Below are 24449 nucleotides of genomic sequence, written 5' to 3'. Positions count from 1 at the left end.
CTGCAGCTGTGCATAGAGAGCGGAATGGTCAGCGGCCACACCCAGACTATCGATTCTGCGCCTGTTAAGGCCAATGCGAGTATGGATACCCTTGAGCTCAAAGTTCCTGAGGAAGATCTTGAAGGTCATCTCCGTAGGGTTCGCCATATCAGTGCGATGGACAAGGAACAACCAATTAGAAAATCCAAAGAAGACAAGGCAGATGACAACCAGCGAAGGATCACTGCAAGCCAGAAGGAACTGGATGCCATAAAGAGCCGCACCAAACGCTGGAGCAAGGATCAGGACCAGCGCCCTGGAGCAGGTAATAAGGGCAGCAAGTACACCAGCAACAAGACCCATTACAGTCCCACCGATCCCGATGCACGCATAAGCGTAAAACCAGGGAAGGCCAGGAAACTGAATTACCTGAGCCAGCTCAGTGTGGATATAGCGCACCACGTAATAACGGATATCCGGGCATACCACGCGGACGGGAAGGACAACCAGCAGTTGGCGGATATTGTAAAGCGCCTTCAGGGCCGTTTGTGGCGGGAAGGGCTGGTCTTTAAAAACTGTGTGGCGGATACCGGTTACAGCAGCGGGGAGAACTATGCATTTTTGGAATCCCGAGGGCTCAGGAGTTTTATCCCGCCCCACGGCACCTACAAGGGCGGCCCCGATAATTTTAGATATGTGGAGGATGGCGATTATTATCTGTGCCCAATGGAAAAGGTAATCCCCTTCAAAAAAGTGTTTATGGACAGCCGCACACAGACCAAAAAGAAGTCGTACCGTGCCTCGAGCTTACTGTGCAAGGGATGTCCCCTTAAAGCAAGCTGCCTGGGAAAAGTAAATGAGAAACAGTTCAGCGTGACCTATTACAGAGAAGAGTATGAACGCAACGCAGCGCGTGTAACCAGTAAAGAAGGACGCTACTTAAAGAGCAAGAGACAAAGTACCGTAGAACCGGTTTTTGGGACACTCACCCAATTTATGGGACTGCGAAAGATCAATACCATAGGGATAAGGCAGGCCAACAAGGTAATGCACTTGTCTGCAATCGCCTATAACCTGAAGAAGTACCTAAAATTCGATAATAAACGAGTGAAAAGTGGGGCGGGAAGCCTTGTTTTATGTTTTTCGCCAAGAACGTTGCTCCAAAAATGTATTGGGGCCTTTTTAAAGAGCACAAATCTTGTTTATTTTCTGGCCTGAGGAAAAAACAAAGCCGCTTAAAGCGGCTTAAATGAATTTGGTTTTTCTGGTATTAGGGGGTTGTGCAACGGTTACCATTGTTGCCCACAGTTTTTTATTCAATCCATTCATCAAATTCATATTTCATTTGCCAAATTCCATTTTGCTTTTCATAAATTCTAATCATTCCACCAGAGCCTGGTCTAAATCGCACATATGCTAAATTTAGTTCCTTATTAAATATCGGTTTTGTGATATGAAGAAATGAATAGAAATCAATCATTTTATTTTCTTCATAGTATTTTTCGGCAATTTTATTAATTGAATCCCATTGAATTTCATTTTCTCTATATTTTTCTACATCAATGACTTTAAATCCATTTTTTTCTAAAGTTGAAATATCAAAATCTTTATTTTTTCTAAATTGTTTTCTCACAAAGTCAATATCATTAATTTTTAGAGTGTCAGATATAAATTCAAAATGCGAAATTGTTCGACTGGGATTATTTGGGTCAATTGGTAATTGTGGTGGAACTATAGCAGGCAAATTTGAAATCAATTCTCTTTTATCGAATAACAGTCTAGATTTTGAACTATCAGATAAAATTTGAGTAAGAAATTCAAGTTTGAATTCATCAGTAATTTCAATTTGAGTTAACTCACGAGCTTGTGATTCCGATTTGTTGTTTTGTCTACAACTAACCAAAATTAAAGTCAGAATTAATATTTTAAGTACGGTTTTTTTCAAATTGTGGGCAACATAAGTATATCCGAAGCATCATATTAATTCATGGCGTATATATCGCAAATACCCGCAATTATAATACTATCACATTCAAACATAGCACAAATAATTAAAATTTTATTTCGGGAAGTAATATCTTGTCAAATAATTGTCAACAATTACACCTAAATAATATGAATTTAACGCCGAAGGGCTCCATTGCGGGAAAAGCGCTTCACTACAAAGGTCTTGGACACAACTCCAAAGCTTCCGATTCCCATTCCACTTGCCCGCTCATTCCCGAGAAAAACCGGGAAGCGGCCAAACTCCATTTCCATCTACACCTTTGAAGTCAAGTCCGCTTTAAATTCTGCTTTACTAAGTATTCAGTTTAAATTGCTATCTGTTATAAGTTAATTAATTCCTGCTTTGCTCTTCCTCGCTGGCACTTCCAAATTCCATATTTGCTTTGAGTTCTTTCTTGCCAAAACGATAACTAAATCCAATTTTCAATAATCGGGTGTCGTTATGCCTTGTAAAGCCTAAAGATTGAGATGGATATTCAACGGCTACTTTGCTACGATTGGTATATAAAACATCAGAAAGCCCTATATTCAGACTTGCTTTTTCTTTCCAAAAAGAATAGCTTAGACCAATATCCAATTCTGCCGAATTTCCTACCCGATAAAAACCTTGTAGGGTTTTGCTACGATAATTCCCGGAAACTTCAGCTTGCAGTTTTTTACTGAATGGAATTTTTGCCGAGAACTGATACCTCCAAAAGAAGCCTTCTGGATTTTCAGCAGTATCTGCATAAGAAATGTTATAATACTGGTACAAACCAAGTATTGTTTGTTGCAGCTGAATTTTATCTGTCAATTTCAGCGGAATTACTGCCTGGATTCCGAAATTTTGACTGCTTCCCAAGTTGCCAAAAGTGTAACGTGTTTCTGATGAACCTGAAATATTCCTGGGAAATTCAGAATAGTAATCCTTGGTATAATTGTAAAAAGGCGTAAGAATATATTTTTGACGAATCACGTGACTAAATTCTATGGAATGGGTAAATTCGGGTCGTAATAACGGGTTTCCTTGGTTGGAAAACAACGGACTTTGATAGGTGATAAACGGGTTCAAATCGCTGTAATCGGGTCGGTTAATACGTCTTGAATACGAAAGGTTGAGTTGGTAATTCTTACTGGCTTTGTATTGTAAGTAAAAGGTGGGAAATAGTTTAAAATAATCATATTTTGTTTGCTGTTCCAAGGTAGGTGAGTAACCTTCCGTAGCAGAAAACTCCCCGCGCAAACCTGCTTTTATTTCCCAACTTTCAGAGAGTTCCTTTTTTACCGAAACATAAACCGCTGCATTGTGTTCTTTATACCGAAAATCATTACTTAGGTCTGTTTTTTTAAGCCAATCCCCATTCTCCAAATTCTGAAATAAAAAGTTGTTCGTCGCATCGGTAAATCCATATTTTGCACCTATTTCCCATAAAATCGCTTCGTAGGGCAGGGTGAAATCTAATTTTATCGCTCTAATTTTAGTTTCATTATCAAAATCGCTTCGCAATCGTTGTTCACTTGTATTTTCTTTGGAATCAAAAATATTGGTAAAATTTTGATTATCACGTGTTCCAAATTTTGCAGAACTGGCAGATACCGAAAATTTCTTATTCAACGAATCCAGCGTATATTCGTAATATAAATCGGTGCTGTAGTGGGAAAAATTGATATCTTCCTGTGTAAAAGTTTGAAAAGAATCAACGGGCAAATCTTCAGCAGTCGTCTGAAAAGTCTGGTTTGTGGAAGGTCGGTTATTTTCATTGATTGAGGTGCGTGACGCAAGACTCAAGATGGAATTTTCATTAAGCTGAAAATCAATTTGACCACGTAAAACATTATAAAATTGTTTCCTACGCTCGTAATTGGAAGATTGATATCGCTGTTCCTCTTCTGGTAAGCGCAAATTATTGTACTGTTTTATTTTTTCAAAAGAATTTACTTTTCCCCCGCTATAGGAAACCGCGGCGTTGAGTTGCTCTCCCTGATATTGGAACCCTGTTCGTCCTACAAGTCGACCATAATCGCCTTGATAACCCGTCAAGGCAAAGTTTCCGTTCCATCCTTTTTCGGTTTGTTTCTTGGTGATAATATTGATGATTCCTGCATTTCCTTCCGCTTCATATTTTGCTGGAGGCGTAGTGATAATTTCGATGGTGTGAATTTCTTCCGCAGGTAAGGTTTTTAAAAAGTTAGCGATTTCATCTTCATTCAACGTTTGTAAACGACCATTTAACATCAGTCTGATTCCTGATTTCCCCATCAATTGTAAGTGATCTCCTAGAGAAGTATAGATACCCGGCGTGCTTTTTAACAACTCAAAGGAATTACTACCAGCAAAAGCAGGGCGATCGCCCACATTAATTACCATTCTATCCAGCTTTTTCTCTATGAGCGGTTTGGTTACGGTAATCATTACTTCTGAAAGTACTTCTTCTTTTGGATTCAAAAGGATTTGTTTTGAAAGTATTACTCGAGAAAGATGAATAGTATCCTTAAAACTATGAAAACCCAGGGAATGCACTTCTAATAGATAAATATTGGGAAGAGCTTCAAGTCTGAATTTTCCCACAGAATCAGTAACTGTATAGGTAATTATTTTTTCAGATTGGGGTGATTTTAAAAGAACGTCTGCAGCAAAAACAGGTTGGCGGTCTGGCGTTTGTACAGTTCCCGTGAACGGTACTTTATTTTGAGCAAAGAAACCCTGCGCACTTCCGCAGAATAAAAGAAAAAAGATAATTGATTTTAAAGACTTCATTGTGTAAATTTTATTTCTGTAAAGGTGAAAAAGCGAAATGGAAGAGACGGTTAACGCTGGGTTAACGTAAGGTTAATGGTGAAAGCGTATAGCGATTTTTAGAAAAGCACAATTTTGAAGAAGACTTGAAAAACTTAGAATCATAAACCATTTTTCGGTTAACGATGGGTTAACGATGAGGATTTTAACGAAAAAAAGAAGAAACTGTGTTAGTTTTGAAATAGATTTAAAAATATGAAAACAAGGTTCTTTTGGTTGATGACAATTTCGGTGATGGTGTTTCTCGCGCTTTCAAGCATTCAGGGTTATTTGATTTACAACACGTATACTTTGAAACGCAATGCTTTTATCGATCAAACCCGTGATCAGATCTTAAAGATTGATTATAATCAGGAATTGGATACGATAGTGGATTTCTGGGGTGAGGAATTGAAAAATCAGATTGCTGATTATAAAAACCAACGGATTACTAAAAAGGAATTGTTGTACCGAATCCAATTAAAAGCCAATACATTAAATGATAAGTACTATCAGATTTATAAACGTGAATTGAAAAACAAGAAACTGGATTATGCACTTAATTATAAGAAGAATATAAAAAGTATTGTCATTTTTGGAAAAGAAAACGATACTCTATTTCCGCTAAAAAAGGACGACAGCTTTCGCTTGTTTGGTGCCGATTTCCCCAATGATAAAGCAAATTCGGTAAGTGTATCCCGAACGTTTTCCCAATTCGACTACATTGACCAGACCGGGAGCGAGATTACCACCCAACAATATAACTTAGAGGTAAAAGCGCAGGATATAATGCAAATTATTGATGAGAAAAGCATCGTATTCAAGCAGATGGCTGGCCTATTGATTGGATCCATAATCATTTTTTTAGCGATGGTTGGCTTATTTTATTACTCACTAAAAACACTAATCAAGCAGAAAAAAGTTAATGCGATCAAAACAGATTTTATCAATAATATCACCCACGAGCTTAAAACGCCTTTGGCCACTTTGGGTGTTGCAACCAAAGGCTTAAAAGTCAAAGAAATTCAGGATAATCCGGAAGCACTAAAACATTCGTTGACCATCATCGACCGACAGAATGATCGTATTCAAAAACTAATCGACCAGGTGATGAGCAATAGTTTAAATGCGGAAAATATCCCCTTGCAACGCACGCAAGTTCTGGCACGTCCTTATTTGGAAGAAGTCTTAGAAGATTTTAAAATGGGCTTGCAACATCAAAAGCTTAACCTTACAACCGACCTTTTTCCGAAGAAAGTCTTCTTGCGATTGGATAAATTTTATTTTACCACCGCCTTGTTTAATTTACTGGACAATGCCGTAAAATACAGTGAAGCTCTTGTCGAAATTAGGATAAAAACAAGGGTTGATAGAAATCAGTTTATAATTGCCATTCAAGATCACGGAATGGGAATTTCAAAAAAGGCACAAAAAAACCTATTTGATAAATTTTATCGCGTTCCGCAAGGCGATGTATATCAACAGAAAGGGCTTGGCCTGGGATTGTATTACACTCAACAAATTGTAAAAGCACACTACGGAGAGGTTTCAGTAGAAAGTGAACTAGGACAAGGAAGTACTTTTTTAATTAAAATTCCACTGGACAGATGAAAAAGACCCCTATTTTACTGGCAGAAGACGATGTAGATTATGGGAGCATCCTCAAACAATATTTGGAAGTTCATAACTATCAAGTCACTTGGGCTAAAAATGGACAGGAAGCCTTGGAAATTTTTCAGCAAGCAAGAAAAATACCTTTTGCCATAAGTGTATTGGATGTGATGATGCCCAAATTGGATGGTTTTCAGTTGGCCGAAAAGATTATTGATATCATACCAGAAATGCCTTTTGTATTCTTAACGGCAAGAAAACTAAAAGAAGACAAAATAAAAGGTCTAAAACTGGGAGCCGATGATTATATCGTCAAACCTTTTGACGCCGATATTTTGGTTTTACGTTTGAACAATATTTTGCGACGCACGCAAAACAGGAACCCTATAAAAGAACCTTCCAAAATAAAAATTGGCAGTTACCTTCTCGACACTGAAAATTACCAGTTGTTGCGGAAAGAAAACGTTCAAAAGATCACCGAAAAAGAAGCTGCGCTGATTAGTTATCTATTTCAGCATAAAAACAAGTTGTTGAAACGGGAAGAAATTTTAAATGCGATTTGGAAAAACGACGACTTCTTTTCTGGTCGGAGTATGGATGTGTTTATCAGCCGCATTCGAAAACACTTTAAGAAGGATCCCAGTATCTGTATTGAAAGCACGAGAGGCATCGGACTCACTTTTCGGATTGAAGAAAAATCAAAAAAATAATTAACAGAATAATTTAATCCATTAAAACCTTAGAACCTATGAAAACTATTTTTTTAAGCAGTTTATTGATGAGCCTGGGCGCTTTAAGTTTTTCTCAAAAGACGCCAACTCCTCCTACACCACCGACAACTTCAACAACGGTGAGTACATCCTCGAGTACCAGTAGCAATTACGTGCGATCGGTTTCTAAAGATGATGAAGATAAGGGGGGCAATCTTTCCATAGCCATTAGCGAATCTAATAATTCGTATAAATTACGAGCAAAATTTCCGTCAAAAAATGATAAAGCATTAAAAGATTTATTGTTGGATCAGTTTGGAGAAGAAAACCTGCAAAAAAATGGGAACGACTGGGAATGGCAATTTGCCAGCGAAGATGAGGAAATTTACAGCATCAAATTTTCTTCCGGGAAATTAAAAATAAATTTGGACAAAGAACAGGCAGCCAATACCTTAACTAAAAAATTTGTTCGCGTAGGAAAACAAATCAAACAATTACTTTCAGGTGATGATAATCGAAAAGCAGAATCTTTACAACGCAAAGCAGAACATTTACAGCGAGACGCCGAGCGAATGCAGCGCGAAGCCGACCGTTTAGCACGCCAAAATAATCGGGAACACAGAGAAAAAGATGTTCAGGCTTTACAAAAAAAGGCTGAAAAGCTTCAAAAAAAAGTAGATAGCTTACAACAAGTAATTGAAAATCTCAAGAAAAATTAATCTGTTAATTTGAATTTGCTTTAACCGCTTGTTTTTATTTGAGGCAGGCGGTTTTTAAATTTCTTGCAAGGTTAAATCACACTCAGCCCATTCCCCCGCTAGTGCGCGATTGTATCGCGTTCCGTTGCAAATTCTTGTTATTCCTCTAAAATTCGTTCCAAAAGATGATTCAGTATCCATAAAACATAACACAATCAACAACCCAACTAATTTACAAATTCTTTCAATTAAAAACATAAGGTTTCCCTTGCACCCATAAAAAACGTCGCTTATCCCGAAACCTCTTGAGGCATATATGGGTTATGTTCTTATAGAATCATGAGGTTGTTCAACGGTTATCAGTGTTATCTGCTGGCTTTATCCGTCTTGATGTATGTTATTAAAACTAATCTAAAAAACATATTGTCAAAATCTTGCGCATTTTCAAGTACGAAATTTGTAAAAACAAGATGTTCTTCGTCGATTTCCATTATCGATAGGATATTGGAATTAAAACTCATAGATTCAATTTGTTCTTCAGGTAATTGTTTTATTAATTCTTCATCTGTTATTAAAAATTGTCGTTCATTATACTTTAGATGAAGGTTTCCAATAAGGTTTTGCTTCACAAACCATTCTCCTCTTGAAATTTTACCTTTTAATATTTGGATGAAGTTTTGATTTTCATCAAATCTGATTTGGTCGGGGGTTTGTATGTTTAAGGTTTTACCATTTACTCGCTTAGCACTTTCTAGCTTCCAATCTCCAATTAATATTTTTTTTAATGTTGAACTATCTTTTTTATCAACAAATCAGTTCTTTTGTCATCCACAAGATGAGTGCTTAAAGAATCTAAATTAGACGCTAATTTGCTTTTCAAAATTATTTTTCCACTTGGATTTAATGAATCATAGACAATTATAATATCTTCTGGATTAGTCTGTCCGAAAGTACTTGAGGAAAGAATCGTAAATAGAAAAATCAATAATTTTTGTTTCATCTATGTGCTTATTTAGCTTGCAGGAAACGTTTGGGCTATGAGCAGTGCGGGCAAAGAATGCACTGATTTTCAAATTATCAATAAGCCAAAACTTTATTTTTTTACTTAAATTTTCGTTTTTACGCCAAAATGAAGTTTTGGCGACTTCGTAAATATACAACTGCTTTCCGGTTTAGCACTTATCCCGCATTGCTTATAGCCGATGTTACCTGCTGGCTTTGCTGCACTTTTAATCGATTTTGCCATCTTTAAATTTCAAAATAATAGTAGGTCAATTATTCCAAAATAACCTCTATTGCTTTCTCCAAAAACTCGTCTTTTCCTGATTTAACTCCTTCAATTGATTTACTGACATATATATCTGGAAGCACTCCAACGCCGTGAAGCTGAGAACCATCGTGTTTTACCACTTTCATTCCTGTCCAACTAATAGTAAAATCTCCTAAAAGAGAAAAAGGATTTATATTGCCATTTGTACCTGCAGTGGGTTGCCCCAATATGGTGGCTAAATGATAACCTTCAATAAAACTCATATAGCTTTCAGCATAGCTTATGGCACTTCCGTCAATAATAAAAACAACTTTCTTATTTCCTAAATAGGGTTTTTTTGGTTGCAGTTCCCATCCACTGTTCTCAAATCCTACAATTTTTTCTTGATCTGGATAGATTATTTTTGGGATTCTCATCCAAGCTTTTGAAGTGTCCTTTTCCCTCAAGAGATGCGAGATAAAAGCGTGGTTTCCATTTGGGTAACCTCGTAAATCACAAATAATACCTTTTGCTTTTTCTAGTTGTGGTAAAAGGGCAGTAATAGTGTCCATTTCAATTGCGCTGAGATTGAGATAATATATATTTTCATCTAATAGCTTATAATCATTTTCTTGTATGGCGATATCTATTTCACCATAGTCATATTTGTTATCACGATTCAAGACTATATTTTTACCATTAATCTCCAGAACCAGTTTTTCATCTTTTTCGCCAGAAAGGCTAGCGACTTGCGCTCTATAGTTTAACCATCCTTTAGTTCCTGCCGAAATTTTAGAATTAACTTCTTTAAAATAATTTTCTGATGATTGGTTATTTACCTTAGTGACTTCGTCACCTACTTTTATTCCTAAAGACTCATCTTTCACCCTGGTGATAATCAACTTCCCTTCAATCCACTCCCAGTTAATGGCGGGAACATATTCTTTGATATTAGGACCACTTACATAAATATGTCCGTCTTTTAATGGTGCCGTAAACTTTTGTAAAGTCACCAGATGTTCATAATCTGTTTGGTCATTAAAACTTCTTTGCAATGCCGCTGTTAATTCTTTATCCCAGTCCACTTCCACCTCATTAAAATAGGGGTAAAAATGTTGAAAAACATTGTAGGTATTTATAACATTTCCTAAGTAAAGAAAGATATTGTTTCCGCTATCATCCATTGCGCTTATGCTTTTGTTTAAAGTATTTAAGCTTGTGCTTTTTGGATACGTGGTTTCATTATTAGCATATAAATTTAAAGGTATTTGACAAAAAATCCCATCACCTATTTCTCTTTCTATAAGTTCTCCAAATTTTGGATGCGAATCAAAAAGAGCTGTTCCTTCAACCCGTTTAATTTTTCCTTCATAAGCTATTACAGCACTTTGTTTACCCTCTTTAATTTCGGTGGTTGAAAATGTATATGAATATCCGACGCTATTTCCTGTCCAAGCTGATTGTTCATTTCTTTTGCCAAGTGTTTGTGCTTCAAAATCATTGTTCTTGATTGGTATTTCTACCCATTCATTGTTCTCTTTATAATGAAGACGTACGTCATCTAAAAACATAGTACCTTTTCCTTTTATAAAGCTACCAAAATAAATTCCAGATGCTAAATCATCTATTTTTCCAATAATCTCATATTGTTTCCATTCATTGCTTTTAATTGGGTTAGCGTCCATATTCTCAAAAAAGCCCAGAGTATTATCACTCTTATCAATTCTCATCCATAAATGCCCTGTACCCTTAGAGCCCTCTTTAAGTTTTATCCATCCACTATATTTTATCTCCTTTCCTTTATATTTTTCAGCATTTATGGATACCGAGAGGTTACCAAAACCGTTAGATTCATCAACTTCTGTATATCTATTCACTCTAACACTACTATAAGCCTCACCTTGCATATTCATATCTTTTGAAACACCTAAATGTTGCCAATAAGTTGGTTTGTAGTCATTAACAATATTGGGTGTAATTGTCGACATATCATAATCCTGCTTTGTATTGGAAAATACAACACTGGGTGCAATAGGCTTAAATAGGTTGTTTAGGGTGGCTATTACTTCGTTTGTATTGTTGGATTTTAAAATTTCGTTTGCGCCATAGGCTGCAAAACTATTCCAATCTATTTTGGAAGCTTCATCACTCGGGTGAAAGTATTTTACATATCCATAAGCTTTAGCAAAAACTTTTAAATGGTTTACTTTTTCTTGTTGTCGTTCCTGTATTTCTTGAATCTCATTTTGGGTGGAAGTTTTGCTTTTACACCCAATTAAAAGAAGTCCAATAATTAATATTCCGAATCTTTGTTTCATTGTTGTTCTTTATTGTTTTAGCTTGCAGGTAACATAAGTATATCCGAAGCATCATATTAATTCATGGCGTATATATCCAATATACCCGCAATTATAATACTATCACATTCAAACATAGCACAAATAATTAAAATTTTATTTCGGGAAGTAATATCTTGTCAAATAATTGTCAACAATTACACCTAAATAATATGAATTTAACACCAAGAATCCCCAAAAACGTTACAAACAAATAATTATAATAAGAAAAGAAATTAAGGACATTATGATGACAAGTCGGCAATACATTAAAGTTCGGGAGGACAGTTAAAATGTCACCCAAAACATATAATTGCCATTCCAAAACAACAAATACAAGATAAACTAATAATCAAACACACCCCCTCAGGCACTTATACCAATTTAATATAGAAAGGTAAGCGGCCACATCAAAAATTGCAGTCAACGACCCCAAATCAGGGAAAACCGACTCCTGAAAACCCATCCCAAACCAGACCAATCCCCATAAGGACAAACCGACATACACCGGTTCAGTCAATCCCGCAGGTGCGGGACATTCATGTTGGGTCGTACCGACCACACGAATGCTTAGTTATTGTATGCAGTTATTCATTATATATTCCATAAACTTCAACATTCATTCCTAAGTATTGCGTTTCAAACAAAACCTTCATTCCATTTTTTAGGGCTACATTTATTGAGTCTGAATTTTCTTTGTCTATTATAGATACAAACCGCTCGGGCTTAATATTCTCAAAACCATATTTTGTCATTTTCTTGGCTAATTCAGTCCCATATCCATTATTCCAAAATTTGGGTAGTAAAGAGTAAGCAATCTCGAATTCATTTTTGTTTTCTAGTTCCCGCGGTATTATTCCTCCAACTCCTATAAATTCGCTAGTTTCTTTCAGTTCTATTGCTAAATGCCCTAAACCTTCTGTTTCATATCTTTCTAATTGTTTTTCAATCCATTCTGTGGCGTGAGTTTCGGGCTTGTTAGATAAATCAATCCCTAAGAATCTTAATCTATCGTTATTTACAAAAAAGCTAGTCCAAACGGGAATATCTTCCCTTGTCAGTTTTCTGAATTTCAGTCTTTCTGTTTGTTGATTAAAATAATTCATTTTTTTTCGGCACAATCTGTTTAATTGCATACAACGTCGGTTTCGGGCTTTGCGTTCGGGCGGGAACGTAAACCCCGCCTGACGCCAAACCCTTGTTATGTGTTCGCCCTTATTTTTTGTTTGGTTTATGTTATTTATTTTTTCATCTCGTATTCAAATCTTGCAACTTTAAGACGCCATAATTTGAGCGTTTGTTTTGCTTTTAGTTTTTCATTATCATCACTTACTATAAGTTTGTCCGTAAAGGATTTGATGTATTTGCTCCAACAATTCCCTTTGGAATCGTTCAGTAAAAAATAAAAACCGGCATCCCCAAATTTATTTCCCGATGAATCTAAAATCAGTTCGTTTTTTTCTCCGACAGAAGGTTTCAAAATAACCGTTGCATTTCCTTTTGGCAACGGAAAAATGGCTTTTACGCAAGTAATTCCTGAGGGTAGCAAACAAGTTGTATAAATTCCCGAATAAATAACTTTTCCTGTTGATTGAAATTTTCGCAACCAAATCGTGTATTTTACTTCGTTGGTGTTTTTTGCAACTAATTCAATGATTTCGCTGGTCAGATTTTCAGAGGATTGAATGTTGTTTGTCGGAATATTGAGTTGATTAATTCGCTGACTGAACAATCTATTCACGACATAACCAAATATCTTAAATATCGGATTCCATTTTACATTTAATTGCAGTTTATATTCAGACGTTTTTTCGTAAAAATCAATAACATTTTTCGGTAGTTTTTTAATTTCATTTTCTGATAAATTCAAACTCAAAATGGAATCTAACAATCCTTTGGAATTGGATTTTCTTATTATGGTTAAATCTTCCTTTTCGGCTAATTGATGAATGAATTTTTCTCCAATTCCGCTTACTTCTCCAAAAGTACCAAACAACCACGTGTTTTCAGACGGATTGATTTTTCTTCCACAAATAATAACCCATTGTTGCGTAAACCAATCCTGAAATTTTTGCATTGTATCTGCTAAATTCATATTGGTTCAGTTTGAGTTGGGATATATTTTTTTTGGTCATTCCATTCTCCATATTCTGCAAGTGGTCTGAAACGCAATGTGGTAAACTCAAAATGGAAATCTTTTCTATCACGTTCTTTCATCGCATTGATGTGTCGTTTGGGTTGCGGAGTTTTGCTGTGTCCACGAACCATATCGGTCATTGCTTTTTGTGTTTTCCAAATCGAAAAAGTTGAAATGATATTTGGGTATCGAATAGAAGCCAAAGACAAAGTTGTTCCGTTATCGTCCCGAACTTGTTTTTCAACAGGTCTTCCCCAACGAAGAAATCTCGGAATTTGCGTGTATTTCATTCGAGCGATTGTAACGGCAACTACTGGATTATTTTCATTTTCCAATTCCGTTTCGTGATTGGGGATTTGAAACCCCGAAATTTTCCCCCATTGTCGTAAATATTCCAATCGAATATGCCAACCTTTTGCTATTTGTTTTCCTTTTGGGTTGGATTGTAAAAATTCATCGAGATACTTTTCATTTTCCCATTGAGCGAAAACCACAATTTCTCTGTTAAAAAATCTGGATTTGGAATAGATTGACGAACCTAATACCATTGCGGACATCGTTTCTGCATAAATCAATCCATTTACTTGTTTTGATTTAATTGGTAAATACATCATTCTGAGTGTAGAAATAAAAGATAGTTTTACAAGATGATAAGAAAATACACTCATTTTTTCTGTTGTTCTGTTTATGTACGGTCATTCGTAGGGTGACACATAACGGTTCTCAGCTATACGCAGGCAGGGATTTTCACCACTGAACTTCCTACGAAGAACTGAACTTTAAATTTAGCACTTTCCTGTCCTACGAAGCACGAAGCCCCTGCTTGCGTATAGGTGATGTTATACCACGTTTATTTTGTTAGAAGCTTTGTTTCATAAAGTAAGAACTTATCCAAAAGCCATTGATTTTAACTGCATTTCTCAAAATTTTCTCCAAGTATTTTACATTTCCAAATGCGTGGTCATTGTTCCTTTTATTAGTTATAAAGCCGTCACTGTACAATGTATAATCTGTCACTTCTGTAAGAGAAGTTCGTTCGTACCCCAATCCTGAATTTTTACCCCAATAGTTGTGTTTGAATTGCAATAAATCATTGTAATACTTCTCTTTAATGTAAGATATATCTACATAATCTAATGTGTTGTTGTTGTTAAACATATTAATCTTCAAATAATACAGGATATGGTCTGATGGCGCAATTTTATCTACAAACTCCTTCAATAAAACATCATTGTTGTTTTCAAGTGCTTTGATCAGTTCAAATTTGAGTTCGTCAAAAGATCTGTAACCATTATGAGGCTGCATAGTTATTTCAGTTGAAAGGTAATTTCCTTTTTCGTCAATAACACGCATTTTCCCGTTACGAAAGGTCAAAGCTTGATAGCTTGGTTTGTATCCATATTCAAAGCCTCCTTTCTGCTCGAAATTAGCTACTTCGTCATATAAATCATTGTTTATGGGTTGGTTCTTAGCGTTGATAATCTGATAGCGTCCTTTTTTCTTTGCTTTATAAAGTTCAATATCGGCAATACGCTCTAATTCTGTGTATTGAAAAGGTATTTGGATTTCGTTTTTCAAGTTTACTGCACCGTATTTATTGCCCTTTGCCACGACAACTTGATAGTTTTTGTCATAATTTGAAACCACAAAATTAATATTTATATCATTGTATTTTAGAGGAATTATTTCTTCGTTCTTTTCGTTTATCAAACCAAATTTATTTCCTTTTTGTACACTAAAGTAGGTATGTTCTCCTGCTTCAAATCGTTGCAATATAGTGTCATAAATCATTGGAATATCAACAACTCCTGTCATTTCGTTCAACATTCCGAATTTTCCTTTTTGGCTTTTTATGTACAATAAATAGTTATTGTTAGAAGAGAATGGATTTAATAAAAGATTTTCATTTAAAATATAGCCATATTTGATACTGTTTTCAGGTAAAATCAGTTCGTTTTTCTGATTTAAGAAATTATAAGAATTATTTTCTTTTTTAAGAATAATGATTTTGCTATTTTCAGTACCGCTTTTCGCTATCCACTGATATTCCGCAGGAACTATAATTTTCCCATTCTTATCATATAATCCTACTTTATGGTTGGGTTCAGGAGTAGTTACTTTGAAGAAATCATCTTCAGTACTTATAAATTCATAATCCACAGGAATAATCTTTTTACCTTCAAGGCTTATAACTCCTACTTTATTATCCAATGTTACTTTTATAAAATTTTTGAAATTACTGTTATATAATGTGCTTACATCGTCATAAATAACTGGAACAATTATTTTTCCTTTTGAATCAATAACACCTCGTTTTTTATTTTTGGTAACCCGTAGACCAATGCCACTATATTGTGAAATATAATCATCGTCATATTCAAACGGAACAATCAGTTCTCCATTCAGATTAAAAGCTCCGGCTTTGTTTTCCTGAACAGCCATTACATAGCCATATCCATCTGCATAAATTCGGGAAAAATTAAACGCTGTTTTTGTTTTTGAAGATGTAAAATAAATGCTGTAAAGATTTTCCTTTTTTATGAAATAGTAAGCAAACATTGTTTCTCGTTTAATCTCGTCATTTTCGGCAGGGTAAATAATTTTTCCTTCGCTGTTTATTAATCCCAATTTATTATTCTCCAACACCATAAAGTCAAAGATAGGTGGACGGCTAACATTGTTTGTTTCAACATCATTGGCAACTCGTTTTTGCTTTGATTTTGTAACATTTGAAATATTATGGGCAATACTATCGTATTTAAACGGAACGATAATTTTATCGGTAATCACTCCAAATTTTCCATTGCTTTTTACAATTGCCAAATTATAATACAAGTTTATATACTCCACATCCTGATTGAAAACTTTTCCTGTTTCGTTAAAAATGAGTTGTACTTTACCGTTTGTACCTTTTACTATAGAAACAAGATTATTCCTACCAAGTATTTTATTGTATTTTGAAGGTAGCACCGAAATGCCTTTATCAGACAAAAGCCCGTATTTCCCATTTTGTTTAACAAGATAATCGTTTTTTAAAATTCCGATGCTGTCAAACTCCAACTTACTTATAAGTGTCCCCTTATTATCTGTTAATCCAAATAGTTTTCCTTTTTGAATAATAAAGCCATTTGTTCCATAAGTGATTTTATCGTAGATAGCTTCTTGACGGTTGTTTCCCAAAACAAATCCGTATTTCCCATCTTTTAAATAGTAGCTTGCGTTTTCATTTTTAACATTTGGTTTTTCAGCATCTATTCTCATCTCTCTTGATGGCTCTGGAACTTGAGCTATAGCTATTGTACAAAAGGAAATTAAAATGAGTAAAAAAATCTGTTTCATTTATTGTTGTTATGTTGTTTTTAAAATGTGGTATAACGTTTTTCAGCTATACGCAGGCAGGGCATTTTACCACTGAACTTCCTACGAAGAACTGAACTTCAAATTTACCACTTTCCTGTCCTAAGAAGCACGAAACCCCTGCTTGCGTATAGGTGATGTTACCACACGTACTTCTTGTTATTCTGTCCATTGTCGTTTTCGTTTTTCTCTGTACCATATTACAAGTCCAAGTAAAATTGTCAACAGTATTAGACTTGGTTCGCTCATTCTTTGCGTGTCTTCACCGAGGTCTAAAGATTTGTTTCCTGATAAAGCTTGTTCTTGTTTCTTTTTCAGCATTGCTTTTTGTGCTTCGTTCTCAACAACTAAATATGATGTTACAGGTGTCATAACCTTAGAAATGAAACTGTACTTTACCATATTCAACCATTCTTTGTCTGAAATTTCAGGATGCAGGATTTGCGAAGTCCATTGTCCCTGCATTGTCAAGGCAGATTGCCAATTCTTTTCTTTAATTTCTGTTTCGGAAATTTCAAAAATATCCTTTCTCAAAATGATGCTTGGTTGATTATTGTTCGCTAAATAGGCAACCGAATTGTCCGTTAGCTTGTATTCCAAAACAGTTTCACAAAACATACATTCTCTTAGAATTTCAGGCAGTTCTTTTATTGGGTTTTCTGTCAAAGAATGCTCTATTAAATTTCCTTTCTTGTCAAGATTGAAAAACAAGTCGTTTTCAGGAAAAGTAAATTTTAAGTCTGCAAAATCTTTGTCTAAAACAGCATTTTGAATACTGTCTGTCACTACTACAATTACAGGGTATGTTTTCGATTTATCTTGATAAGCATTAAACAAGGTTGTTCTTATTGCTCTGTCTAAATAATAACCGCCTTCAAAAGTTTGATTTTTATATTCTCCTTTCCAATCTTTATCTAAAGTAGTGGTAGTTACATAGCTGTTTACAAAACTGATTTTTGCGTTTTCCGAAAGTGGTTGATTGGCTTCAATAACTTGTTCAATTCTTTTAATGAAATCGGTTGAATTTCTGCTTTGGTTTTTAGAAGCGTCAACCAAAAAATGGAAATATGGTTTACGTTTAACAGAATTCAATTTTTGTTTTTGTTGGACTGAAACATATGCTATGCTTTCAGTTTCAATCTTTTCATAAATGGTTTCTTCAATGTTTCCTAATTCAATTATGTTGTTGTCAATGTTGAGCGTAATTGGCTCTTTATGTAAGAACTCTATCCCCGTTTTTCTCACTTCATCTTTTGCAAAAGGAAATACTCGAAATGCAACTTTATTCCCTGTTAAATAATATAGAATTCCCGGGTCTCTGTTTTCATTTCGGATTTGTGAAAATATCCACATTGCTGATTTTTTCTCTGCTAAAATACCCGGCTCTTTTACGTCACCAACATAAAGGTAGTAATCGCTAATCCAACATCCTTCGGGTAAATTTATCGTTGTGGCATATTCAGAAAACCAATTGTTTCCACTTTTGTTGGTTATTTCCAAGTCAACCCAACTTTTCCAAGCTTTTTGAGATTTATCGTAAGTGCTATTTGTGGAAATATTACTTATCTGAACATTGTCGTTTTGGATGTTTTCAGGTCGTAGTTCAAAAGAGATATTGCCAAAAAATATTTTTTCAATGGTATTAATTTTAGAGTCAGACAAAGTAAGGTTGTCCATTACCAACCAATTAAAATACGAAGACAAATAAGGAATCCCATTGCCAAATATTCCGCCCCTGCTATCTCTGTGATCTTTATGACTTTTTATAACATTGAGTGTTTTTTGAAGTGAAACTTTATCAATATCGTATTGCTTTGAGTAATCGGGGCTGTATAAATATGAGAGGGTTTCGTTTAAAACGCTTTTGTCCTTTAAATATGTTGCCGTGATAAATGCTGGAATTATCAAAAAGCCTAATAATGAAATTGCGATGATGAGTTTTTTGGAAAACAGAGTTCTGAGGAATGTAAAATCCTTTGAAAGTTCGTTAATGTGAATAACGAAAAGCAGTAAAGGGGTCAGCATTAAAAATCCTGTCCCGATTGCAATAATTGCAATTACTGATAAAGGTAAAAAGGGAAGAAAAACTAAAAAGAAATAGAGCGTGTAAACAAAAGTTATACTTCTTCCTATAAACACAATAAGTCGATATAGTTTGTTTTCAAGGTTGGGTAAGCAAACCATTATGCCGTTTATAACAGCTAGAACATAAAACCAAGCATTATTGAAATCTCCAAATATTCCTGAATCACTTGGTCCAAAATTATTAAATAAGTGTCCGTTGTTTACCGATAATCCTATTAATGGAAGCACAATAGCAATTGGTATTTTCCAAGCTAATTGGTATTTCTGCCAAACTTCTGCTTTTTTGGTCGCTAGTATAAAAACGCCCCGAATTAAAAAAAAGAGAAAGACTAAAGTAGCAGCAATAACAAGAATTACCATTGCGTGAACGTTAAAGTCCCTGTCAAATGGTTGCCATAAAGGAAGAATGATTTGAGTAAATAAATAACCTGCAATCGGGATACCAATCGCAATTAAAAAGTTTATCCAAGCTTTGTGTTCTTTGTTTTCAGGTGTAAAATGAGAAACTAAAACAAACAATGAATAGGCTAGTGTCGGCATTAGAAATGTCCCAACATATAAAAAGATGTTGCCCGAAACCATCCATTGAGGGATTGAAAATGGTATGATTTTGTCTAAATTGTAGCCGTATAGGTAAATGAATGGTATGTAGCAAAGTAGAGCTATTAAGCCAAACCATACAGAAACATTTCTTTTCTTTAATGTCAAATAAACCGCATATGCAAAATTCATTAACCCAAGAACTCCTAACGAAAGACCAAAAGACTTCCAAAGTTGAATGCTGCTTTCTTCCAATAAAGTTTTAATAATTTTAAACTGACCAAAGAATAAGAAAAACAGCACGACCAATGGTAGCGTGTTTATGACAAAAAGCCATTTCGGGTTAAGCAAATTTCGCATTGTATCGTTTATAAGTTAATAATTTTTCAATAAGAACGTAAGCCAAAATAAGGAATGTCAGGTTAGTTGTTATCCCAATAGCTTCGTGTATAATATGTTGATGGTTTAAAAAAGCACTTTTTGTTTGAGACTGAACTACAATTGAAGCAAAAATCCTTGATGTATTTACAAAGATTGTCAGCACGTAAGCCACAAATAAAGAAGTCGGAAGCGTCAGGATTTTTTGTAAAGACTTGTCAAAGTGTTTTACTGTCAAATAAGCAAAAAGAAGGAAGCACAAAATAAAAAAATTAAATCCCGAGCAAGATTTGTCAATTATGATGTTTAGGTGTTCGTGAAAATATCCGCTGTCTGAAATATAAACAGATTGTGAACCTGTCAACAGTCCAACGAGTTTGTCAGTTGGTTTGAGAAGAAAGGTCAAGTCGTTATTGTCCGCAAACGTAAAACCAAATTTCAGTAAGATGAAAAATCCTACTGCTGTCAAATAATATGGTATGTTCTTGTTTGTCTGCACTGTCTTTTTAGTATGTGTGGTAACGTCTCGGCTATGAGCAGTGCGGGGCAAAAATGCATTCATTTTCGAATTCGCAATAAGCCAAAACTTATGTTCTTAAATTTCTTTTTTTGTTCCAATCGCCAAAAAGTTTTGGCGACTTCGTAAATATACAACTGCTTTTCGGTTTGGCACTTATCCCGCATTGCTTATAGATAATGTTGTGGGCTGTGTTTTTTATACTCTGCTTGCGTTCCGATTACGTTTTCCTTTTTTCTCTTTCACCGACCATCGAAGAAAATCACTTGTTTCGATGATTAAAACACAGATTTCGCAAATAAGCTTTCTTTTCCGCCGTTGCTTGCGTTCCGCTGATAAAAGTCCGACGCAATGATTGGAAATCTTTCTTTTTTTTATCCGCTACTTTTTTAAGTCCGCTGAACGGATTTCAGTTCCGATAAAAATCGTTCTGATATTTTTTTCTTTAATCTGTCCGCAATTTATTCCGCTGGATTTATTTCGGATTATTCTTGGTCAGAACGTCAATTTTTGGGTGTCGATTCCGTTTTATTGGAATTCCTTCTACATAGCCCACAACGGCAGTCTGTCTCAAAACTACACTAATTTTCCTTTAAATTCAGTTTCAGGGTTAAGATTTCCGTATTTCATGAATTTTATGAAATTTCTCGGGAATGCGATTTTTAAAGTTTCCTGAGTGGATAATTGGGTTATAGCAAGCAACATAACCCCTAAAAACGAATTGAGCGCAGCGCAAACGGCCGTTATATCGAACTTTACACCGAGATTAAAGAGCCGTTTAAGATTGTAGGCAAGGGTCATCAAGCCGGCATCTGCCGAAGCCACAGATATCTTTCTTTTGGTAATTATGTAATCAAAGCCCCACTGGCGTTTTAAGGTGCCGTAAGGGTGTTCGACCAGCGCTTGACGTTGTTTATAGCGTTGTTTGTTCTGGGTCACTCGAAGGGCATTAGCTTCTATATATGGGGCGTACTCACTGCGTTGGACAATTTTTCCGTTTTTTGCCTTGGTGCATAAATTGCGAACCGGACAACCTTTGCACGCCTTGGTTTTGTACTGTTTAAAAGTGTAGTTTCTTGTTTTATAGTGGCTTTGGTTACTGGTTAGTTTATGTCCTTCGGGGCAGGTGTAGGTGTCGGTTTTTTGATTGTATATAAAATTCTCGGCATTGTACTTCGGATGCGGTGCCTGGCTAGCACGCCCAATGGCGGGTATGGCCACAAGCGTTTTAATGTCTAGCTGATGGGCCGTACAAAACTCGCTTCCGGTATGATAGCCTTTGTCGTAAAGGGCGGTAAACTTGTTGGTTCGTAAAATGGATTTGGCCCGGCGCAACATCATGCCCATGGCTTTCTTATCGTTTTGATTGGTTAGTTTGTAATCGATAAGTATTTTGTTTTGATCATCCACAGTAGTTTGAAGTGTGTAGCAAACCTCAGTGATCATTCCCCGTACAATTTGGTGTCTACTATCAGGATCTGATGTGGATAATTGCGGATTTTCCGAACTTTTGTCCGCCTGGAGCTCCTGTTTGATACGGGTGTATTTCTTGTGGTGTTTTTTATGCTTGGCTATCTCTGTGCGGAGCGCTTCTGCCTTATCTCCGTCTGCTTGTTCTAATGCAAGGCTGTGTTCTTTGAGTTTATCCTCGATATAGGCCAGATGCCGTTCAATTTTCTTTTTGTTGTAATTGTTTTTCTTACTGTTTTGTGCCCGAAGTTTTGTAGAATCTCCAGCAATTAACAATCCTCCAATAAGGTTAAAGTTTTTGGCAATCTCAACACTGTAACGAAAAACACGTTTGATGGCCTTCGGGTTTTCTTTTCTAAATCTCGCAATGGTATTGTGATCTGGTTTTAAATTTTTCAAAAGCCAAATTACTTCTAAATTACGATGACATTCTTTTTCTAATTGTCTCGAGGAACGCATCCGGTTCATATAGCCATAGATATACAATTTCAATAAATCTGCAGGGTTATACGGTGGTCTTCCTTGAGAGGGTAAAGGCTCAAACCCCATCTTCTGTAGGTCGATGCTTTCTACAAACTGATCGATAAAGCGTACCGAGTTGTCTTGCGGGACCATGTCGTCCAAACAGCTAGTATATAAAGCGAGTTGTTGACGGTTTTCTCCTTGTTGATATTCCATACCTTAAGATACAAATAACCAAGGCAGCATCTAAAGAGAGTGCAATGAGTTTTCAACAAACTTATTAAGTTTTGAGACAGTCTGACGGTCTTGTATATGGCTCGTAGCGTGAAAATTAGCGATTATTTTCGGATTAAGCACAAGCCAGATTTTTAAATTTTACTATTTATCTTTTTTATTGGAAATCGTTAAATTTAAAAATTTGGCGACTTCCAAATATGCCTTAACTTCGTTTAAGCAACTGCCAAGTTATGAGCTATATACGGTGTTGCCCACCGTTTTTCTCGCGCTAATCCATCCTCCAATTCTTTCTTTTTTAATCCATTTTCCATTGAGAAGTTCATAAATTCTTTCTTCTCCACTTCCACATTTTCCTCCGCAGATTGTTCCGATTTGGACATAAGCTAAATCAAAATTTTCATTAAATATTGGCTTACTAATAGAACAATATCCAAATGTGCAATTTTCGTTTATTAAATCCCAAAATATAAATCCTTCATTTTCCGTTTTATTTCTAAATTCTATGAATTGGGTTTCGGTTAATATGTTTTTATTTGGAACTAACTCCGCTGTGATTTTGAATTTTTTGTATAATTTTGATTGCATTTTATAATGGACAGTATCCGTTATTTTCAAATTCATTTTCACATATTCATCAAAATTTGGAACCGTTGGATGCGAAATCGCTCTTGGCTTTTCTGATATACAACTTGATGATAATTCGCCATCTTTTTCATCTTTTAAAATCTGGGTAATTAATTCCGTCGTTTTTTGAGCGTCTAATTCTTCCAATTTTTTCAAATCAGTTTTATTGTCTGACTTACAACTGAAAGTCAAAACCAGAATTATGAATGATATGTAAAAAGGCGTTTTTTTCTTCACAATCCATTTTGCTGTTTCCATTCCGACAATGTTTTTGGATGCTCATTATCATTTGGGTAATTTTCTTTAATTATCTCAAATTGTTTGTCCGTTAGCAGAACCATTTCGCCACCGTTGTCACACCTTATTGGATAAAATCTGTTTTTACTATTCTGTAATTCAAGTTCGTCATTTAAAATCGAAATGAAATTTGCATAAACAGTTCCCCAATCTTTATCAGTAAACGCTCCATCAAAAGCTACGTATTCTTTCCCGTTCAGTTCGATAGTGTGTTTCCAATAATTTTCAGACTGTTCGTTTTTCTCATTTGCATAATTAAGATTTAAACCCAATTTTTCAAAAGTAGGTTTTACTTTGTCGAGATATTCTGTCAAACCTCCAATTTCAAATAATTCTTCGCAATCAATCCAATAAAATCGTTTGTCGGTAAAATCCATCGTTTCGCCACGCAATGTTCCAGAAAAGAAATTCAGTTCGTCTTTAGATTTGACCATTTCATCTTTTGTTTGTTCCAATTCGGATTGGTCAGTAAGATTGAAAAAATCAAGACTATCAAGTTTACCGACAATTTCATTTCCAGTCAATTCTTGTTTGGTTTTAGTTTTTGGTTTTTCGGATTGTTCATTTTCAATCGATTGTTTTTTATTTGAGTTACAACCAACTAAAATTCCAATTAAAAGCAAAAATTTTAATCTGTGCATAATTTTTTTCAAATGGTGGGCAACGATTGGATATGGGAAGTATCGCTTTTCGCGATATTTACTATATCTGGTGTTATCGGCAGTGTTTCTACTCCCAATTCTCAAATATAATCGATTATTCACAGAGAAACACGTAGTTTTAAAAATGACCCAAAAATACTGAAGGACTATCTTTTTGATTTGCTGAATCGGGCTATTTCTTTTAGGCATTGACTACATGAAGTCGCCCGAAGCTGAACAGATCAGTTCTTTTTACTACTTAGAAGCATTTTAAAATAAAAGTTGCGGCATTAAAAAAATGATCAAATACTTGACTTTCTAATATTTTTTCAATACCTTGACACAAAGTCTTTTAGACG

The 24449-nt window shown here is 35.3% G+C and carries 19 protein-coding genes; 4 read left to right on the top strand and 15 right to left on the bottom strand.

What is annotated here, in order from left to right; translation table 11 throughout:
* Positions 1 to 1197, top strand: a 1197-nt coding sequence (locus BLW28_RS14455; protein WP_244885851.1) for a transposase, incomplete at its 5' end; no start/stop codon positions are given.
* 94 nt (positions 1198 to 1291) lie between these two features.
* On the opposite strand, the gene BLW28_RS14450 is transcribed toward BLW28_RS14455, so the two are convergent.
* Together BLW28_RS14450 and BLW28_RS14445 are read right to left on the bottom strand one after the other, a co-directional pair.
* A complete protein-coding gene (locus tag BLW28_RS14450; RefSeq protein ID WP_073221763.1) occupies positions 1292 to 1924 on the bottom strand; it encodes a hypothetical protein in 633 nt (210 codons plus the stop codon).
* Between the two features lie 393 nt (positions 1925 to 2317).
* Positions 2318 to 4723: an outer membrane beta-barrel family protein gene (locus BLW28_RS14445; protein WP_073221759.1), complete on the bottom strand. Its 2406-nt coding sequence runs from the start codon at positions 4721 to 4723 to the stop codon at positions 2318 to 2320.
* A 234-nt stretch (positions 4724 to 4957) separates the two neighbouring features.
* Here BLW28_RS14445 and BLW28_RS14440 point away from each other — a divergent pair, with 234 nt between their 5' ends.
* Genes BLW28_RS14440 through BLW28_RS14430 form a run of 3 tightly spaced genes read left to right on the top strand, consistent with a single transcriptional unit; the run spans position 4958 to position 7781 of the window.
* Positions 4958 to 6352 (top strand): sensor histidine kinase, encoded by a 1395-nt coding sequence (locus BLW28_RS14440; RefSeq protein ID WP_073221756.1) that lies wholly within the window; start codon positions 4958 to 4960, stop codon positions 6350 to 6352.
* Positions 6349 to 7062 carry a response regulator transcription factor gene (locus BLW28_RS14435; RefSeq protein ID WP_073221753.1) on the top strand — a complete coding sequence of 238 codons (714 nt, stop codon included), beginning with the start codon at positions 6349 to 6351 and terminating at the stop codon, positions 7060 to 7062. The genes BLW28_RS14440 and BLW28_RS14435 overlap by 4 nt, the downstream gene beginning before the upstream one ends.
* Before the next feature lie 38 nt (positions 7063 to 7100).
* The gene (locus BLW28_RS14430) at positions 7101 to 7781 is read left to right on the top strand and encodes a hypothetical protein (protein ID WP_073221750.1); all 681 of its coding nucleotides are present in this window, start codon (positions 7101 to 7103) and stop codon (positions 7779 to 7781) included.
* A gap of 344 nt (positions 7782 to 8125) precedes the next feature.
* On the opposite strand, the gene BLW28_RS14420 is transcribed toward BLW28_RS14430, so the two are convergent.
* The 13 genes from BLW28_RS14420 to BLW28_RS14365 form a co-directional block, all read right to left on the bottom strand.
* On the bottom strand, positions 8126 to 8389 hold the full coding sequence (locus BLW28_RS14420) for a hypothetical protein (protein WP_073221736.1): 264 nt from the start codon (positions 8387 to 8389) through the stop codon (positions 8126 to 8128).
* 152 nt (positions 8390 to 8541) lie between these two features.
* A complete protein-coding gene (locus BLW28_RS14415) occupies positions 8542 to 8760 on the bottom strand; it encodes a hypothetical protein (protein ID WP_073221735.1) in 219 nt (72 codons plus the stop codon).
* Between the two features lie 275 nt (positions 8761 to 9035).
* Positions 9036 to 11327 carry a S41 family peptidase gene (locus tag BLW28_RS14410; RefSeq protein ID WP_073221733.1) on the bottom strand — a complete coding sequence of 764 codons (2292 nt, stop codon included), beginning with the start codon at positions 11325 to 11327 and terminating at the stop codon, positions 9036 to 9038.
* Positions 11328 to 11932: 605 nt separating this feature from the next.
* Complete coding sequence (locus BLW28_RS14405) at positions 11933 to 12451, bottom strand: GNAT family N-acetyltransferase (protein WP_073221731.1); 519 nt, start codon at positions 12449 to 12451, stop codon at positions 11933 to 11935.
* Positions 12452 to 12585: 134 nt separating this feature from the next.
* Positions 12586 to 13440, bottom strand: coding sequence for a hypothetical protein (locus BLW28_RS14400; RefSeq protein ID WP_073221726.1), 855 nt, complete (start codon positions 13438 to 13440; stop codon positions 12586 to 12588).
* A complete protein-coding gene (locus tag BLW28_RS14395) occupies positions 13437 to 14150 on the bottom strand; it encodes a hypothetical protein (protein WP_073221724.1) in 714 nt (237 codons plus the stop codon). Before BLW28_RS14395 ends, BLW28_RS14400 begins: the two co-directional genes overlap by 4 nt.
* Positions 14151 to 14340: 190 nt before the next feature.
* Positions 14341 to 16821: a WG repeat-containing protein gene (locus BLW28_RS14390; protein ID WP_073221721.1), complete on the bottom strand. Its 2481-nt coding sequence runs from the start codon at positions 16819 to 16821 to the stop codon at positions 14341 to 14343.
* Between the two features lie 46 nt (positions 16822 to 16867).
* Positions 16868 to 17011, bottom strand: a complete 144-nt coding sequence (locus tag BLW28_RS15835) for a hypothetical protein (protein WP_159431789.1) — start codon at positions 17009 to 17011, stop codon at positions 16868 to 16870.
* Positions 16999 to 19824 carry an MSEP-CTERM sorting domain-containing protein gene (locus tag BLW28_RS14385; protein ID WP_073221719.1) on the bottom strand — a complete coding sequence of 942 codons (2826 nt, stop codon included), beginning with the start codon at positions 19822 to 19824 and terminating at the stop codon, positions 16999 to 17001. The genes BLW28_RS15835 and BLW28_RS14385 overlap by 13 nt, the downstream gene beginning before the upstream one ends.
* The gene (gene xrtK / locus BLW28_RS14380) at positions 19808 to 20404 is read right to left on the bottom strand and encodes an exosortase K (RefSeq protein WP_073221716.1); all 597 of its coding nucleotides are present in this window, start codon (positions 20402 to 20404) and stop codon (positions 19808 to 19810) included. The genes BLW28_RS14385 and xrtK overlap by 17 nt, the downstream gene beginning before the upstream one ends.
* A 531-nt stretch (positions 20405 to 20935) precedes the next feature.
* On the bottom strand, positions 20936 to 22507 hold the full coding sequence (locus BLW28_RS14375) for an IS1182 family transposase (RefSeq protein ID WP_073221714.1): 1572 nt from the start codon (positions 22505 to 22507) through the stop codon (positions 20936 to 20938).
* A 249-nt stretch (positions 22508 to 22756) separates the two neighbouring features.
* On the bottom strand, positions 22757 to 23410 hold the full coding sequence (locus tag BLW28_RS14370) for a hypothetical protein (RefSeq protein ID WP_073221708.1): 654 nt from the start codon (positions 23408 to 23410) through the stop codon (positions 22757 to 22759).
* Complete coding sequence (locus tag BLW28_RS14365; RefSeq protein WP_244885850.1) at positions 23386 to 24213, bottom strand: hypothetical protein; 828 nt, start codon at positions 24211 to 24213, stop codon at positions 23386 to 23388. The genes BLW28_RS14370 and BLW28_RS14365 overlap by 25 nt, the downstream gene beginning before the upstream one ends.
* Between the last annotated feature and the right edge of the window lie 236 nt (positions 24214 to 24449).

It is taken from the genome of Aequorivita viscosa (genome assembly GCF_900106795.1).
Classification (GTDB): domain Bacteria; phylum Bacteroidota; class Bacteroidia; order Flavobacteriales; family Flavobacteriaceae; genus Aequorivita; species Aequorivita viscosa.
Note: the sequence above shows the minus strand (reverse complement) of the source record. Positions and strands in the feature narration are given on the sequence as shown.

What these genes read in the sequence shown, in the direction of transcription:
- BLW28_RS14445 (WP_073221759.1), bottom strand. Translation starts at nt 4,723, where the DNA reads ATGAAGTCTTTAAAATCAATTATCTTTTTTCTTTTATTCTGCGGAAGT.
- BLW28_RS15835 (WP_159431789.1), bottom strand. Translation starts at nt 17,011, where the DNA reads ATGGACAGAATAACAAGAAGTACGTGTGGTAACATCACCTATACGCAA.
- xrtK (WP_073221716.1), bottom strand. Translation starts at nt 20,404, where the DNA reads ATGAATGCATTTTTGCCCCGCACTGCTCATAGCCGAGACGTTACCACA.
- BLW28_RS14375 (WP_073221714.1), bottom strand. Translation starts at nt 22,507, where the DNA reads ATGGAATATCAACAAGGAGAAAACCGTCAACAACTCGCTTTATATACT.
- BLW28_RS14390 (WP_073221721.1), bottom strand. Translation starts at nt 16,821, where the DNA reads ATGAAACAGATTTTTTTACTCATTTTAATTTCCTTTTGTACAATAGCT.
- BLW28_RS14435 (WP_073221753.1), top strand. Translation starts at nt 6,349, where the DNA reads ATGAAAAAGACCCCTATTTTACTGGCAGAAGACGATGTAGATTATGGG.
- BLW28_RS14385 (WP_073221719.1), bottom strand. Translation starts at nt 19,824, where the DNA reads ATGCGAAATTTGCTTAACCCGAAATGGCTTTTTGTCATAAACACGCTA.
- BLW28_RS14405 (WP_073221731.1), bottom strand. Translation starts at nt 12,451, where the DNA reads ATGAATTATTTTAATCAACAAACAGAAAGACTGAAATTCAGAAAACTG.
- BLW28_RS14440 (WP_073221756.1), top strand. Translation starts at nt 4,958, where the DNA reads ATGAAAACAAGGTTCTTTTGGTTGATGACAATTTCGGTGATGGTGTTT.
- BLW28_RS14430 (WP_073221750.1), top strand. Translation starts at nt 7,101, where the DNA reads ATGAAAACTATTTTTTTAAGCAGTTTATTGATGAGCCTGGGCGCTTTA.
- BLW28_RS14370 (WP_073221708.1), bottom strand. Translation starts at nt 23,410, where the DNA reads ATGGAAACAGCAAAATGGATTGTGAAGAAAAAAACGCCTTTTTACATA.
- BLW28_RS14415 (WP_073221735.1), bottom strand. Translation starts at nt 8,760, where the DNA reads ATGAAACAAAAATTATTGATTTTTCTATTTACGATTCTTTCCTCAAGT.
- BLW28_RS14395 (WP_073221724.1), bottom strand. Translation starts at nt 14,150, where the DNA reads ATGAGTGTATTTTCTTATCATCTTGTAAAACTATCTTTTATTTCTACA.
- BLW28_RS14410 (WP_073221733.1), bottom strand. Translation starts at nt 11,327, where the DNA reads ATGAAACAAAGATTCGGAATATTAATTATTGGACTTCTTTTAATTGGG.
- BLW28_RS14400 (WP_073221726.1), bottom strand. Translation starts at nt 13,440, where the DNA reads ATGAATTTAGCAGATACAATGCAAAAATTTCAGGATTGGTTTACGCAA.